The sequence below is a fragment of the Vibrio sp. D404a genome, assembly GCF_030248535.1.
Lineage (GTDB): Bacteria > Pseudomonadota > Gammaproteobacteria > Enterobacterales > Vibrionaceae > Vibrio.
The window spans coordinates 57,245-72,718 of sequence record NZ_JAHGAJ010000004.1 but is presented as its reverse complement, the minus strand read 5'-3'; the positions used below and the strand labels follow the sequence as shown (position 1 = coordinate 72,718).

Genomic DNA, 15,474 nt, shown 5'->3' with positions numbered 1-15,474 from the left:
TTCCAAGGAACAATAACAATAGGCTGCGAACACGTGGCTTGAATAAAAACGTGCTTGGTGGGTTAAGGAACAATAAATGAAAAACGTATTAAACGTGTTTAAAGCACTGCTGCTTCTGGTAGTTAGTGCTCAGTTTGCGTGGGCCGATGTGTCCGACGACGCAAGCTTTACCAAGGCGCTAGTTGGTAAAAAAACGTCAGAAAAAGAGTCGGCGATTGAATGGCTTATTGCTTCGCAACCGGAAGGCGTCGCAAAACCGCTCTTAACTGGCTGGCTTAACGGTACGCTCTATTATGCTAGTGATAGAAAAAGCGACCACTATCAACAGCTGTATTTGATTGAAGGGATCAAGACAGCAACGCAGGCTCAATCTGCATGGAGTAACGAGACACTGGCAATCGAGTCGAGTAAGCAATTCAAGAAGGTACGTGTAAACAACAAACTGCGCGGAATACTGCGTATTGAAATCGCTTCAATGGGTCTCAACAGTGAAGAACCATCGGTGCGCTACCAATCAGTGAATAATCTGCTTGGTACTAAGGATCTCTCGATCATTGAGCGTATTAAGCAAATGCAGCCGAATGAGTCAGATGACGGTGTTGCCGATCTAATGGCACTGCTGTTGGCGGTTCATAGCTCTCTAGATACGCAAGCTAGTGTAGCGTCACGTATCGAAGCGATTGAAACACTTGGAGACTTTAAACAATCGGCTGTGCTCAAAACCTTAAACTCTCTGTTATCTAAGGAGAGCGAACCGGCCATTATCGAAGCCGCGAACCGTTCTCTCGATCAGTATCAGCAGAGCCAAGCCTTCTACTCGGGTGTCGAGACGGTGTTCTTTGGTTTGAGCTTAGGCTCGGTCTTAGTGCTGGCGGGTATCGGTCTTGCGATCACCTTTGGTGTGATGGGCGTGATCAACATGGCGCATGGCGAATTGATCATGATAGGCGCTTATACCACGTATGTGCTTCAACTCTTAATGCCGAATCATATCGGCGCTGCACTGCTTCTGTCGATCCCGGTTGCCTTCATCGTTTCGGGGTTGGTTGGGATTCTTATCGAACGCTCTGTGATTCGCCACCTTTACGGTCGTCCACTCGAAACGCTACTTGCGACCTTTGGTATTAGTCTGATCCTCCAACAAGCGGTGCGCAGTATTTTCTCTCCATTGAATCGTTCAGTGAGTACGCCAGAGTGGATGGCCGGTGCGCTTGAGCTCAACCCAATGTTGTCTCTGACTTACAACCGTCTCTATATCATCTTGTTCTGTGCCTTAGTCTTTATGGGATTGTTGATGATGCTAAAGAAAACACCTCTAGGTTTACAGGTACGTGCTGTCTCTCAAAACCGTGCAATGGCTCGTGCTATGGGTATTCGCTCTGAGCGTGTAGACGCAATGACCTTTGGTCTAGGCTCTGGTGTTGCGGGTGTTGCGGGTGTGGCGCTATCGCAACTCACCAACGTTGGTCCGAACATGGGGCAAGCCTACATCATAGATTCGTTCATGGTGGTGGTGTTTGGCGGTGTAGGTAACCTTTGGGGAACCCTAGTGGCGGGCTTAAGTTTGGGTCTGTTCAACAAGATACTCGAACCTTGGGCTGGCGCGGTGCTCGCCAAGATCCTAGTACTGGTTTTCATCATTCTATTTATTCAAAAACGACCACGTGGGCTATTCCCTCAGCGTGGACGCGCGGCTGAAGGTTAAGGAGAACATTATGCAGTCGAAATCTTTTGTTCTCTCAGCATTGAGAGGTGACAAGGGCGGTCAGTTGACGATCCTTATCTTGCTAGCAGCGGTGGTTTTGGTGCCTATGGCCAACACACTGTTACCTAGCGGTCATCCATTACACGTTGAAACCTTTACTATTTCATTGATGGGTAAGTATTTGAGCTACGCGATGCTGGCGTTGGCTCTCGATCTGGTATGGGGTTACCTAGGTATTCTCAGTCTTGGGCACGGTGCCTTCTTTGCCCTTGGTGGTTATGCGATGGGCATGTACCTGATGCGTCAGATTGGCGATCGTGGGGTGTATGGCGATCCGGTTCTCCCTGACTTTATGGTGTTCCTCGATTGGTCGGCACTGCCTTGGTTCTGGAACGGCTTTGACCAGTTCTGGTTTGCCTGCTTGATGGTGCTATTGGTGCCGGGCGCGTTGGCTTACCTGTTTGGCTACTTGGCATTTCGTTCACGAGTATCGGGCGTTTATCTTTCGATTATGACGCAGGCACTTACCTACGCTTTGATGCTGGCGTTTTTCCGTAACGAAATGGGCTTTGGTGGTAACAATGGTCTGACTGACTTTAAAGATATTATCGGCTTTAGCCTGCAGAGTGATGCGACCAAAATTGGTTTATTCGTATGCACGGGCTTAGCCTTGATTGTCAGCTACATCGTGTGTCGCATGGTGGTCACCAGCCGTTTAGGCCGTGTTGCGCTGGCGATCCGTGATACAGAGTCACGTACTCGCTTTATGGGCTATGACGTTGATGGCATTAAGTTGTGGGTGTTTGTGTTATCGGCGGTGATTGCTGGTATTGCAGGTGCTCTGTATGTGCCTCAAGTCGGTATCATCAACCCCGGTGAGTTTGCTCCACTTAACTCCATTGAAGTCGTGGTTTGGGTTGCCTTGGGCGGTCGTGCCACTCTGTTTGGTGCGATTGTTGGTGCGCTTATTATCAACTATGCCAAGAGTTGGTTTACGGTCGAATTCCCAGAGGTGTGGCTATTTGCTCTGGGTGGTCTGTTTGTGTTGTCGACCATGTATTTCCCGCAGGGTGTGATTGGCTTTGTGAGCGATAAATGGCAACAGCTGCGCAAGAAAACCAGCTCGTCAAAGTCTGATTCTTCCGATAATGATTCATCGAACAATACCCCTTCAAACCCGCGTTCAACGAGCGCAGATAACGCATCGATCAAGCCACAGGAGGTGACAGTATGAGTACATTGAATTCTCTAAAAGATTCGGTGAGTGCACTGACACGCCGCGATCAGGTCTTTGATTATCTCAAGCCAGATGTACACCCAGCTATCGATACCCGTCATAACATTTTGTTGTACGTAGAAGGGGTCAACAAGAGCTTTGATGGATTCCAAGCGATCAACGATCTGAACCTTTATATCAAAGAGGGTGAGTTGCGCTGCATCATTGGCCCTAATGGCGCGGGCAAAACCACCATGATGGACATCATCACCGGTAAAACCAAACCTGATACCGGTGAGGTGTGGCTTGGCTCTAACATCAACCTACTCAAGATGAACGAAGCAGAGATTGCCAATGCGGGTATTGGGCGTAAGTTCCAAAAGCCAACCGTGATTGAGTGTCTGACCGTATGGCAAAACTTAGAGCTTGCTATGTCTGGTGTTCGCTCAGTGTGGGGCACCTTTACCGCAGTAATGAATGGTGAGCAGAAAGATAAACTGCTCTCTGTACTTGAGTTGATTCATCTCCACGAAGAGGCTGCCAACTTAGCTGGGAACCTGTCTCATGGTCAGAAGCAGTGGTTGGAAATCGGCATGCTGCTGATGCAGAACCCTAAGCTGTTGCTGGTGGATGAGCCTGTTGCAGGCATGACTCACCAAGAGATGGACAGAACCTCAGAGCTGCTCAATTCTCTGGCGGGCAAGCATTCCGTGGTCGTGGTTGAGCACGATATGGATTTTGTGCGCTCGATTGCCAGTCATGTAACTGTATTGCACCAAGGTCATGTACTGGCGGAAGGCACCATGGATCAGGTGCAAGCGCATTCACAAGTGAAACAGGTTTATCTGGGAGAATAAGATGTTACAAGTGAAATCAGTTAACCAGTATTACGGTGAAAGCCACACCTTGTGGGATCTTGATATGCATATTCCAGAAGGGAAGTGCACCGTGCTTATGGGGCGCAATGGCGTCGGAAAAACAACATTACTGCAGTGCATTATGGGTCTCGTTAAAGTTGAGAGCGGTGATATCTCGCTCTCAGGACAATCACTATTAAAGTCAGATGCAGAAGAGCGCCCAAGACAAGGGATTGGTTATGTTCCCCAAGGGCGACAGATCTTTCCCATGCTCACGGTTCAAGAAAACTTAGAGGTTGGCTTGCCAATTAGAGACAAGGGCGATCGAAAGATCCCAGAGTTTATCTTTGATCTGTTTCCGGTATTGAAGGAGATGCTACATCGACGCGGTGGCGATTTGTCTGGCGGGCAACAGCAGCAGCTCGCGATCGGTCGAGCGTTGGTGGTGAACCCAAAGCTACTGATTCTCGATGAGCCAACCGAAGGGATTCAGCCCAATATCGTGCAAGAGATTGGCGACATTATTCGCATGCTCAACGAAAAGATGGGACTGACGGTACTGCTGGTTGAGCAGAAGCTGCCGTTTGCTCGAAAGGTTGGCGATCGTTTTTGTATTCTAGACCGAGGCCGACAAGTAGCAGAAGGCGAGATGGATGGCCTCGATGAGAAATTGATAAAGGAGTATCTCACGGTATGAGCGAAGTACTTAATGCGATCTTGGAAGACGCAATGCCATTAGGGGGAGCAATAGAGGAGGACGTTCGTGATGGTTGGCAAGCGAATCTTGATCTGACCTTTACTGACCGTGGTGACAAAACCGTGCTGAAACACCGTTACCAACTCGGGCCATTGGCGGTGCAAAGACCCTTGTATCCCGATGGGAAAACCTGTCACAGCTATCTGCTGCATCCTCCAGGTGGTGTCGTAGGTGGTGACTCGTTAAATATTGATATATCAGTAGAAAGTGGCGCTAATACCTTGATCACCACGCCGGGGGCGACCAAGTTCTACCGTTCAAATACCAAATACGCCAAGCAGAAACAGATGTTGCACGTTGCTAAAGATGCACGCCTCGAGTGGGTGCCACAAGAGAACATCTTTTTTCCTGATGCACACGTGCGTTTAGACACTGAAATTTACCTAGAAAAGGGTGCACAGTTTTGGGGTTGGGAGATGCACTGTTTTGGTCGGCCTGCACAAAATGAGGGATTTGAGCAAGGGCACCTCGTTGGCAAAACCGAAATCTACTTAGATAACAAGAAATTGCTTACCGAAGGTTTTAACTTTCATGGTGGTGATAAGTTAATGATAAATATAGGTTTATTAAACTATCCCATGATGGGAACCTTCTATATCACCGCGGACCAGCCACAAGATTTAGAGTTGGTACAGAGCTTGCTCTGCTCTATTACACAGCAAGCTTCACTGCAACCTGTTCATTTTGGTTCGTCGAGTAAGTCCTCATTAATTATGGGCGCGACACAGATTGAAGGGTTGATAGTGATCCGAGCTTTAGGTCATTGGAGTGAAGATATTCTCCAAGCCTTTGGACAGATATGGCAAGCAACGCGTTCACATCTTTGTGGCTCCACCCCTGATTTACCAAGGATTTGGGCGACTTAGCGACCTGCCCATTTTTGTACCGAGGGTAGACTTCCAGCCCTCGGTACTTTTTTTCGCTTGCTGTATAGAAACTTGGCTTAGCTCAGAAGGAAAACCTGACTAAGTATCTAGACGAACAGTGGGCAAATAAATGGAATTAACACCAAGAGAAAAAGACAAACTCCTCATTTTTTGCGCTGGCATGCTTGCTCAGCAGCGAAAAGATAAAGGCTTAAAACTCAATTACCCTGAGTCCATTGCATTGATCAGTAGCGCCATTTTAGAAGGTGCAAGAGAAGGTAAAACCGTCTCTGAGCTGATGGATTTCGGACGAACTCTTCTCACCGTCGATGATGTAATGGAAGGCATTCCATCAATGATCCCCGATGTACAGGTCGAGGCCACCTTTCCTGATGGCACCAAACTGGTGACCGTTCACGAACCGATTGTGTAAGGAGGGAGTTATGGCCAGTTCTAATACTAATTACAGCGGATTTGTACCGGGAAAAATCGAAACAGCACCCGGCAGTATCACCTTGAACGAAGGGCGAGATACTGTCTCTGTTAAGGTCAACAATATCGGTGACCGTCCGGTTCAAATTGGATCTCATTACCATTTCTACGAAGCGAACCCATCGCTGATTTTCGAACGCGAGTTAACCAAGGGCTATCGCCTAAATATTCCTGCAGGGACAGCAACCCGCTTTGAACCCGGCCAGTCGCGCACGGTTGAGTTGGTGAGCTACGCAGGCGCAAGGGAAGTGTACGGTTTTCAAGGAAAGGTAATGGGCAAGCTCTAAGCGCTCCCACGAAATAATGAAAATAACAAAGGATTGATAATGGCGACGATATCCAGACAGGCTTATGCCGAGATGTTTGGGCCAACAGTCGGTGACCGAGTGCGTCTTGCTGATACCGATTTATGGCTAGAAGTAGAAAAAGACTACACCGTTTACGGTGACGAAGTGAAGTTTGGTGGCGGTAAAGTGATTCGTGATGGCATGGGACAGAGCCAACGAGTCAGTGCGGAAACACCAGACCTTGTGATCACCAATGCCGTGGTACTTGATTATTGGGGCATCGTTAAAGCCGATGTTGCGATTAAAGATGGCCGCATTCAGTCGCTTGGTAAAGCAGGCAACCCAGACGTACAACCGGGCGTTGATATTGTGATTGGCCCGGGGACTGAGATCTTGGCGGGCGAGGGTTCAATCCTCACTGCTGGTGGTATCGATTCCCACATTCACTTTATCTGTCCGCAGCAGATTGAAGAGGCATTGGCGTCAGGTGTCACGACCATGATTGGTGGTGGTACTGGACCAAATACAGGTACTAACGCCACCACCTGTACGCCGGGTCCGTGGAACATGCACCGTATGTTGGAAGCCTTGGACGAGTACCCAATGAATTTTGGTTTACTCGGCAAGGGTAACGCCAGCCAACCAGAAGCACTGCGCGAGCAAGTGGCTGCGGGTGCAGTTGGCTTAAAGCTGCATGAAGACTGGGGGACAACACCTGCATCGATTGATACGTGTTTAAGTGTTGCCGATGAAATGGATGTACAGGTTGCTATTCATACTGACACCTTGAACGAATCAGGCTTTGTGGAATCGACACTCGGTGCAATTGGTGATCGCGTGATTCATACCTATCACACCGAAGGAGCAGGTGGCGGTCATGCGCCCGATATCATTCGTGCTGCAGGTGAACCAAATGTATTGCCGTCATCAACCAACCCAACAAGGCCTTACACCGTCAATACCGTTGATGAGCATTTAGATATGCTGATGGTGTGCCACCACTTGTCACCGTCGATTGCTGAAGATGTCGCGTTTGCTGAGTCTCGTATTCGTCGTGAAACCATCGCTGCCGAAGATATTCTTCATGATCTTGGCGCGTTCTCGATGATTGCATCGGATTCGCAAGCAATGGGGCGCGTAGGTGAGGTGGTCACTCGCACTTGGCAAACCGCGCACAAGATGAAAGTGCAGCGTGGCAGCCTGGAGGAGGATTCAGACTACAGCGATAACTTCCGTCTGCGTCGCTACATTGCAAAATACACCATCAACCCTGCTATCACTCACGGCATGGCGCATGAAATTGGCTCAATTGAAGAAGGAAAGTTGGCCGACCTTGTGTTGTGGAAACCAGCTTTCTTTGGTGTCAAACCAAGCGTGATTCTAAAAGGTGGCATGATCGCGATGGCACCGATGGGCGATCCTAATGCCTCTATCCCAACGCCACAGCCTGTGCACTACCGCTCTATGTTTGGTAGCTCGGGCAAGGCAAGTCAAAACACCTCAATGCTGTTTGTTTCTAAAGAAGCCAAGGCGCAAAACATTGATAAGCAGCTTGGGTTGAAGAGCCTGATTGGTGTGGTCAGTAATTGTCGCAACATCAGTAAAGCAGATATGAAGCTCAATGATTGGATGCCGAAGATCGAAGTGGATTCACAAACCTATCAAGTACGAGCCGATGGTCAGCTGCTTGAGTGTGAGCCGGCCAAAGAGTTGCCGATGGCACAGCGTTACTTTTTGTTTTAAAGAAAATTATTTTAGAGAGCTCTTGATTTGAACACTCTTGTTTTAAGAGCTCGGAATCTAATTCTACGCCTTACATAAGGTTATGAATCTCATATGGAGGTTGAGTAATAACATGATTGAACTAACTCAAATTCAAGCAGAGCAGAGCACGGCGCCCGACGGCTTTTTGAGCCTACCGATCGATAGTCGTATTAAGAGTCGTCTTAAAGTGACGCTCGATGATGGCCGTGATGCTGGTTTGTTTCTTCCGCGCGGACACATCCTACGTGGAGGCGAACAGCTCACCAGTGAGTGTGGCTTAACGGTTGAAGTCAAAGCGGCACCAGAAACTGTTTCTACGGTGTATTGCGATGATGCGCACCTGCTGACGCGCGTGGCTTATCACTTAGGTAATCGACATGTTCCCCTACAAGTAGAGGCAGGCTGGGTTCGCTATCAGCACGACCATGTACTGGATGAAATGGTAGAGGGCTTGGGCGCAACAGTAACCACTGAAAAACAACCCTTTGAACCAGAAGGTGGGGCTTATGGTGGGCGCTCTGGCGGTCATCACCACCATCACTAATCGAGTCACTTGAGACACATTAATTTATAAACACAACAACGATAAGAATAACGCAAGGATTACGCGATGAACTTTAAATACGCTACAGGCTTAACGACATTAACAATCGCTTCGCTAACAACATCAACATTGGCTCTGGCTCACTCGGGTCATGACCACGGCTCTCACTCACTGCTCTCTGGCCTAACGCACCCAGTGACCGGTGTCGATCACCTTATCATGCTGGTGGCATTTGGCATGTTGATTGGTGCGCTCTCTTATTCTAACAAGATTAAATCCGCTCTAGTCGGTGGCGGTCTTGTTTCTCTGATGGCGGGACTATTAGTTGGTCAAGCAATGGGCTTCTCTGTCGTGGTTGAGCCTGCGATCATCGCTTCTCTGTTTGTTGTAAGCCTGTGCTTGTGGCATGTGTTTTCACCTTCTACAACTAAGGTCAACAGCGTACTGGCGGTTTCTATCGGTTTCCTGTTCTTCCATGGTTACGCTCACGGCGTTGAAGCTGCGTCTGGTCTTGCACAGTTCGCGGCAGGCATGGGGGTAAGTGCTTTAGGGTTGATGGGCGTTGGCTATGTTGCCGGTAAGGCGCTGTATTCAAAATGGGCATCACTGGGTGTGGCTTCGCTAAGTGCGCTGTTTTTAATGGCGGCCTAAATAGCCCTTAGGGAGATAAGCATGCAAGCAACAGCAAATGTCGCGAGCTATCGCCTATTTCAATTAATTAGCCCTTCATTACCAATCGGTGGCTTCACCTACTCTCAAGGGCTGGAATATGCCGTGGAAGCGGGGTGGGTGACCAATCGCGGTACGATGGAGCAGTGGCTGAATTACATGGCGAACTCAAGCGTCGCCACCCTAGAGCTGCCAATTATCGATCGACTCTATCTGGCACTAGAACAAGGCGAGCTCGATCAGATTGAGTACTGGTGTAATTTTTTGTACGCAAGCCGTGAAACCAGCGAACTGCGTGCGGAGGAAAAGCAGCGTGGGTTGGCTCTGTTTACTTTGCTTAAGCGATTGGAGATTGATGTCTCTGTCATGGATTCAATCCAATCGCACCCCAATCAACTGTTGGGATTCTGCATAGCAGCAAGGCATTGGAAAATCAGTTTAGAGGATTTGAAGCAAGGCTACCTGTGGAGCTGGTTAGAGAATTTGGTCACTGCAGGCGTGAAGCTAGTGCCACTTGGTCAAACCGATGGTCAGCTTGCGTTACTGAATGTCACAGAACGATTCCCAGAGGTTATCAAACAGGCAGGTAAGATCGAAGAGTGGATGATTGGCAGTTTCACGCCCTCGTTGTCGATAGCCAGCTCACTGCATGAAACACAATACACAAGGCTATTTCGTTCATAGCGCAACGATGTAGTGGAAAGAATATAAGGAATAAGACTATGGAAAGTTATAAGCAACCGCTTCGAATTGGTATTGGCGGCCCGGTAGGCTCTGGTAAAACGGCACTGCTTGAGGTGCTGTGTAAGGCGATTCGTGACAAGCTGAATATCGCGGTCGTTACTAACGATATTTATACACAGGAAGATGCAAAGATCCTAACTCGCGCCGAAGCACTAGAGCCGGATCGCATCATCGGTGTTGAGACGGGCGGCTGCCCACACACTGCGATTCGTGAAGATGCGTCGATGAACCTCGCAGCCGTTGAAGAGCTGGCTAAGCTGCACAAAAACCTAGATGTGGTGTTTGTTGAAAGTGGCGGTGATAACCTGAGTGCGACGTTCAGCCCAGAGCTTGCTGACCTGACTATCTATGTAATTGATGTAGCGGAAGGGGAAAAGATCCCACGTAAAGGTGGCCCGGGTATTACTCGCTCGGATCTGCTGGTGATTAACAAGATTGATTTGGCACCTTATGTTGGCGCGTCGCTAGAAGTGATGGAACAAGATACGCAACGTATGCGTCCAACCAAGCCGTTTGTGTTTACCAACCTTAAAGAGAGCAAAGGCCTAGATACCATCATCGACTTTATCGTGACTGAAGGTATGCTTACTCTTAAAGATCCAGAGAAGGCAAGCTAGTCATTCGCAGCTTCTGATAATTCCCCCCATAAGCAAAAGCCCTATCAAATCTGATAGGGCTTTCTAGTTTAACGCTGCTTAGGCGCTTATGCTTTTGCAATCTTTTGGGTGACTTGAGATTCAATCACGCCATCTTCAACTTGCGTTTTGATAACTTCACCAACATTCACATCTTCAATTGAAGAGACCGTCTGTTTAGAGGCTGAATGAGTGATGCTGTAGCCACGCTTAAGCGTCGCGAGTGGGCTTACTGTTTCTAGCTTCTCTGCGGCCATTGTGAGCTGGTGGCGAGTGGTTAGCAATGTCTTATCCATCGCATCCAATAGCTTTTGCTCTGAACGTTGCAGATGCAGTTTTTGTTCGCCCAAACGCTTAACAGGCGAGTTCAATTGAAGTTGATGCTGCTTACGCTCGACACGCTGTGCATGCTGCTTTAGGTATTGAGCCATACCACGACGCAGACGCATGTCTAGATCATCCAGTTGCTGACTCTGTTTTTGTAACTGGTAGCTTGGATGCTGTTTCTCTAAGCGGAACTTAAGCGCATGTGTCGATTGTGCTTGTTTCATTAATAGGTGACGAATCGCGCTGACTAAGCGTGCACGCTTCGCAGAAAAAGCTTGTTCTTTATGACTGTTATCACGGCTCACTAATTCAGCCGCCGCTGATGGAGTAGGGGCGCGCATATCAGCAACAAAGTCAGCAATTGTAACATCCACCTCGTGGCCGACGGCACTGATGATTGGAATCTGGCTTGCGGCAATGGTGCGCGCAACGATCTCGTTGTTAAAGCACCATAGGTCTTCCAGTGAACCGCCGCCACGGCCCACAATTAACACGTCACACTCATTACGCTCATTGGCGCGTCCAATTGCTTGAGCAATCTGAATCGCTGCTTCTTCGCCTTGAACCATGGTTGGGTAAACCACAACAGGCAAAGATGGATCACGACGCTTTAGTACGTCCAAGATATCGTAGAGAGCGGCACCCGTTTTTGATGTGATGACACCAACACGCTTAGGGTGTTCTGGCAGAGGTTGCTTATTTGATTGAGCAAACAGACCTTCTGCAGCAAGGTTCATTTTGAGTTTTTCAAACTCTTGCTGAAGCCGACCATCGCCCTCTGGCTGCATGCTTTCGATGATCAGTTGATAGTCACCGCGTGGCTCATAGAGAGAGAGGCGGGCTTTGACTAATACTTGATTACCGTTTTGAGGCTTAAATGTCACTCGGCGGTTGTTGCCGCGGAACATGGCACATTTCACCTGAGCACGAGAGTCTTTAAGGGTGAGGTACCAGTGACCAGAGACAGGCGCTGAGAAATTGGAGATCTCTCCGACGAGCCAGACAATACCCATTTCATTTTCAAGAAGAAGTCGAACCTCTGCATTGAGGCGAGAAACAGTAAAGATGTTTGGATTGGTCATAGAGGCACTATCTTTGTAGGACGGTCTTATGTCGTATCTCACAGGGCGTGAGTATGGAAGATAGCGGCAATATAATACATATCAAGGGGGTAAATGCAAATAAAAAATACAAAAATGTGTAGCCAAGCGATTTCCCCGTGCGTATAATCCCTCCGCAATATCTAATCCTAAGAGCCTCATTATGCGAAACGATGAAGCGGGATTTTTCTTTCTACCCCTCAATTGTGAGATATTGCAAATGCTAAGAATTGCCAAAGAAGCGCTGACATTCGATGACGTACTACTTGTGCCAGCACACTCCACTGTTCTCCCAAACACAGCTGATCTTCGCACTCAGCTGACTAAAAACATTTCACTGAACATCCCTATGATTTCTGCGTCGATGGATACCGTGACGGAAGCTCGTCTGGCTATCGCACTCGCGCAAGAAGGTGGCATTGGCTTTATCCACAAGAACATGTCTATCGAGCAACAAGCTGAGATGGTTCGTCAGGTTAAAATCTACGAAGCAGGTGTGGTTTCTCACCCTGTAACAGTAAGTCCTGATGCAACAATCGCTGACGTTGTCGCTCTAACTGAGAAGCACGGCTTTGCTGGTTTCCCAGTTGTTACTGAAACAAACGAACTGGTTGGTATCATTACTGGTCGTGACGTTCGCTTCGTAACAGACTTGTCTAAGAAAGTAGACGTAGTGATGACGCCTAAGTCGCGTCTAGCTTCAGTTAAAGAAGGTGCAACACGTGAAGAAGTGCAAGAGAAAATGCACGAAGCACGCGTTGAGAAAGTACTGGTAGTGAACGATGAGTTCCAACTAACCGGTATGATCACAGCAAAAGATTTCCATAAAGCAGAACGTAAGCCAAACGCATGTAAAGATGAGCGCGGCAGTCTACGTGTTGGTGCCGCTGTTGGCGCTGGCGCTGGTAACGAAGAGCGCGTTGCTGCTCTTGTTGAAGCTGGTGTAGACGTTCTACTTATCGACTCTTCTCACGGTCACTCTGAAGGTGTCCTAAACCGTATCCGCGAAACTCGCGCAGCTTACCCAGATCTAGAGATCATTGGTGGTAACGTTGCAACGGGTGCAGGTGCTCGTGCACTTATCGAAGCTGGCGTAAGCGCAGTTAAAGTAGGTATCGGCCCTGGTTCTATCTGTACAACTCGTATCGTTACTGGTGTTGGTGTTCCTCAAGTAACAGCAATCGCAGACGCAGCAGAAGTTGCTAACGAATACGGCATCCCAGTTATCGCTGATGGCGGTATCCGTTTCTCTGGTGACATCTGTAAAGCAATCGTAGCTGGCGCATCTTGTGTGATGGTTGGTTCTATGTTCGCTGGTACTGAAGAAGCACCGGGCGAGGTTATCCTTTACAACGGTCGTTCTTACAAGTCTTACCGTGGTATGGGTTCTCTTGGCGCAATGTCTCAAGGTTCTTCTGACCGTTACTTCCAGTCTGACAACGCAGCAGACAAACTGGTACCAGAAGGTATCGAAGGTCGTATCGCATACAAAGGTCGCCTAAAAGAGATCGTTCACCAACAAATGGGTGGTCTTCGCTCAAGCATGGGCCTAACAGGTTCAGCAACAGTAGAAGATATGCGTACTAAAGCAGAGTTTGTTCGTATCTCTGGTGCAGGCATGAAAGAGTCTCACGTACACGACGTTCAAATTACTAAAGAAGCGCCTAACTACCGTCTAGGTTAATCGCCTCCTTTAAGCGTTTTATAGTGTGCCCATTAGAGGCACACTGTTTTATCTAGCTCTGTTTTTTCTCTATCTATATAGTGATTAAACATTGAGTAAGAGAAAATTGACGAAAACGTTTGCTTTATTTCTTGAAGAGTTAATGAGAGGTGAGTAAACTCGCCTCCGTTTCATCACATAGCCAATAAGACTGCTTACAATGACTAAAAATATTCATGACCAACGTATTCTAATTCTAGATTTCGGCTCTCAATACACGCAGCTAGTTGCTCGTCGTATTCGTGAAATCGGTGTTTACTGTGAACTTTGGAGCTGGGACGTAGAAGAAGCGGATATTCGTGAATTCAACCCAGACGGCATCATCCTTTCTGGTGGCCCTGAAAGTGTAACGGAAGAGAACTCTCCACGTGCACCTCAATATGTATTTGATTCAGGTGTTCCTGTATTCGGTATCTGCTACGGCATGCAAACTATGGCTGAGCAACTTGGCGGTAAAGTAGCAACGTCTACTGAGCGTGAGTTCGGCTACGCAGCAGTACAAGTAACAGGTGAATCTGCACTGTTTGCTGATCTAGAAGCATCTCAAGATGTTTGGATGAGCCACGGTGACAAAGTAGTAGAAATCCCAGCTGACTTCGTTAAAACAGGTGAAACAGACACTTGTCCTTACGCAGCAATGGCGAACGAAGAGAAGAAATACTACGGCGTTCAATTCCACCCAGAAGTAACGCACACTAAGAACGGCATGAAAATGCTAGAAAACTTCGTTCTTAATGTATGTGGTTGTGAAGGCCTTTGGACTTCTGCTTCAATCATTGAAGATGCAGTTGCACGCATTAAAGAACAAGTAGGTGACGACGAAGTTATCCTTGGTCTATCTGGTGGTGTTGATTCATCAGTCGTTGCGATGCTTGCGCACCGCGCTATCGGCGACAAACTAACGTGTGTATTCGTAGATAACGGCCTACTTCGTCTGAACGAAGCAGAGCAAGTTATGGATATGTTCGGCAACAAGTTTGGTCTAAACATCATCCACGTAAACGCTGAAGACCGTTTCCTAGAAGCGCTTAAAGGCGAGAACGATCCTGAAGCTAAGCGTAAGATCATCGGTCACGTATTCGTTGATATCTTCGACGAAGAGTCTAAGAAACTGAAAAATGCTAAGTGGCTAGCTCAGGGTACTATCTACCCAGACGTAATTGAGTCTGCGGCATCTAAGACTGGTAAAGCGCACGTTATCAAGTCTCACCACAACGTTGGTGGTCTTCCAGACGATATGGAAATGGGCCTTGTTGAGCCTCTACGTGAGCTGTTTAAAGATGAAGTACGTAAGATCGGTCTAGAGCTTGGTCTTCCATACAACATGCTTTACCGCCACCCATTCCCAGGCCCAGGTCTAGGTGTTCGTGTTCTTGGCGAAATCAAGAAAGAGTACTGTGACTTGCTACGTCGCGCAGATGCTATTTTCATTGAAGAGCTTCATGCTGCTGACCTATACCACAAAGTATCTCAAGCGTTCACGGTATTCCTACCAGTACGTTCTGTTGGTGTAATGGGCGATGGCCGTAAGTACGATTGGGTTGTGTCTCTACGTGCTGTAGAAACAATCGACTTCATGACTGCTCACTGGGCACATCTACCATACGACTTCCTAGGTAAGGTTTCTAACCGTATTATCAACGAAGTTGACGGCATTTCACGTGTTGTTTACGACATTTCTGGTAAGCCACCAGCAACAATCGAGTGGGAATAATCTCTCTCTGTTGATGTAATCGAGACAAATTTGTCTTAGATTCTAGAAGCCTCGAACTCTGTTCGGGGCTTTTT

General features: G+C 48.0%; 15 protein-coding genes. 14 read left to right on the top strand and 1 reads right to left on the bottom strand.

The genetic code is table 11. From position 1 onward, the window contains the following. Window positions 1-76 precede the first annotated feature (76 nt). The 12 genes from urtB (at window position 77) to ureG (ending at window position 10,518) form a co-directional block, all read left to right on the top strand. Window positions 77-1,705 carry an urea ABC transporter permease subunit UrtB gene (gene urtB / locus KI655_RS02570; RefSeq protein ID WP_285401418.1) on the top strand — a complete coding sequence of 543 codons (1,629 nt, stop codon included), beginning with the start codon at window positions 77-79 and terminating at the stop codon, window positions 1,703-1,705. A gap of 10 nt (window positions 1,706-1,715) precedes the next feature. Next, entirely contained in the window at window positions 1,716-2,939 is a 1,224-nt protein-coding gene (gene urtC / locus KI655_RS02565) for an urea ABC transporter permease subunit UrtC (RefSeq protein ID WP_285401416.1), read from the top strand. Next, window positions 2,936-3,778, top strand: coding sequence for an urea ABC transporter ATP-binding protein UrtD (gene urtD / locus KI655_RS02560; protein WP_285401414.1), 843 nt, complete (start codon window positions 2,936-2,938; stop codon window positions 3,776-3,778). The genes urtC and urtD overlap by 4 nt, the downstream gene beginning before the upstream one ends. Window position 3,779: 1 nt before the next feature. Continuing rightward, window positions 3,780-4,475: an urea ABC transporter ATP-binding subunit UrtE gene (gene urtE, locus KI655_RS02555; protein ID WP_285401412.1), complete on the top strand. Its 696-nt coding sequence runs from the start codon at window positions 3,780-3,782 to the stop codon at window positions 4,473-4,475. Continuing rightward, window positions 4,472-5,401: an urease accessory protein UreD gene (locus KI655_RS02550; RefSeq protein ID WP_285401410.1), complete on the top strand. Its 930-nt coding sequence runs from the start codon at window positions 4,472-4,474 to the stop codon at window positions 5,399-5,401. Before urtE ends, KI655_RS02550 begins: the two co-directional genes overlap by 4 nt. Before the next feature lie 130 nt (window positions 5,402-5,531). Further along, window positions 5,532-5,834 carry an urease subunit gamma gene (ureA, locus tag KI655_RS02545; protein ID WP_032551330.1) on the top strand — a complete coding sequence of 101 codons (303 nt, stop codon included), beginning with the start codon at window positions 5,532-5,534 and terminating at the stop codon, window positions 5,832-5,834. A gap of 10 nt (window positions 5,835-5,844) precedes the next feature. After that, a complete protein-coding gene (locus KI655_RS02540; RefSeq protein ID WP_285401408.1) occupies window positions 5,845-6,180 on the top strand; it encodes an urease subunit beta in 336 nt (111 codons plus the stop codon). A gap of 39 nt (window positions 6,181-6,219) precedes the next feature. Then, window positions 6,220-7,923 carry an urease subunit alpha gene (gene ureC / locus KI655_RS02535; protein WP_285401406.1) on the top strand — a complete coding sequence of 568 codons (1,704 nt, stop codon included), beginning with the start codon at window positions 6,220-6,222 and terminating at the stop codon, window positions 7,921-7,923. Window positions 7,924-8,035: 112 nt separating this feature from the next. Next, window positions 8,036-8,488, top strand: a complete 453-nt coding sequence (gene ureE, locus KI655_RS02530) for an urease accessory protein UreE (protein ID WP_285401404.1) — start codon at window positions 8,036-8,038, stop codon at window positions 8,486-8,488. Window positions 8,489-8,554: 66 nt separating this feature from the next. Then, window positions 8,555-9,139: a HupE/UreJ family protein gene (locus tag KI655_RS02525; RefSeq protein ID WP_285401402.1), complete on the top strand. Its 585-nt coding sequence runs from the start codon at window positions 8,555-8,557 to the stop codon at window positions 9,137-9,139. A gap of 21 nt (window positions 9,140-9,160) precedes the next feature. Next, window positions 9,161-9,841 carry an urease accessory protein UreF gene (locus KI655_RS02520; RefSeq protein WP_285401400.1) on the top strand — a complete coding sequence of 227 codons (681 nt, stop codon included), beginning with the start codon at window positions 9,161-9,163 and terminating at the stop codon, window positions 9,839-9,841. 38 nt (window positions 9,842-9,879) lie between these two features. After that, window positions 9,880-10,518, top strand: a complete 639-nt coding sequence (ureG, locus tag KI655_RS02515; RefSeq protein ID WP_285401398.1) for an urease accessory protein UreG — start codon at window positions 9,880-9,882, stop codon at window positions 10,516-10,518. Between the two features lie 86 nt (window positions 10,519-10,604). Here ureG and xseA read toward each other — a convergent pair whose 3' ends face one another. Next, complete coding sequence (gene xseA / locus KI655_RS02510; protein WP_285401396.1) at window positions 10,605-11,945, bottom strand: exodeoxyribonuclease VII large subunit; 1,341 nt, start codon at window positions 11,943-11,945, stop codon at window positions 10,605-10,607. 238 nt (window positions 11,946-12,183) lie between these two features. On the opposite strand from xseA, the gene guaB reads away from it, so the two are divergent. Both guaB and guaA read left to right on the top strand, forming a co-directional pair. Beyond that, the gene (gene guaB, locus KI655_RS02505) at window positions 12,184-13,647 is read left to right on the top strand and encodes an IMP dehydrogenase (protein ID WP_150871141.1); all 1,464 of its coding nucleotides are present in this window, start codon (window positions 12,184-12,186) and stop codon (window positions 13,645-13,647) included. A 199-nt stretch (window positions 13,648-13,846) separates the two neighbouring features. Next, window positions 13,847-15,400 (top strand): glutamine-hydrolyzing GMP synthase, encoded by a 1,554-nt coding sequence (gene guaA, locus KI655_RS02500; RefSeq protein ID WP_032551338.1) that lies wholly within the window; start codon window positions 13,847-13,849, stop codon window positions 15,398-15,400. The last annotated feature ends 74 nt before the right edge of the window (window positions 15,401-15,474 follow it).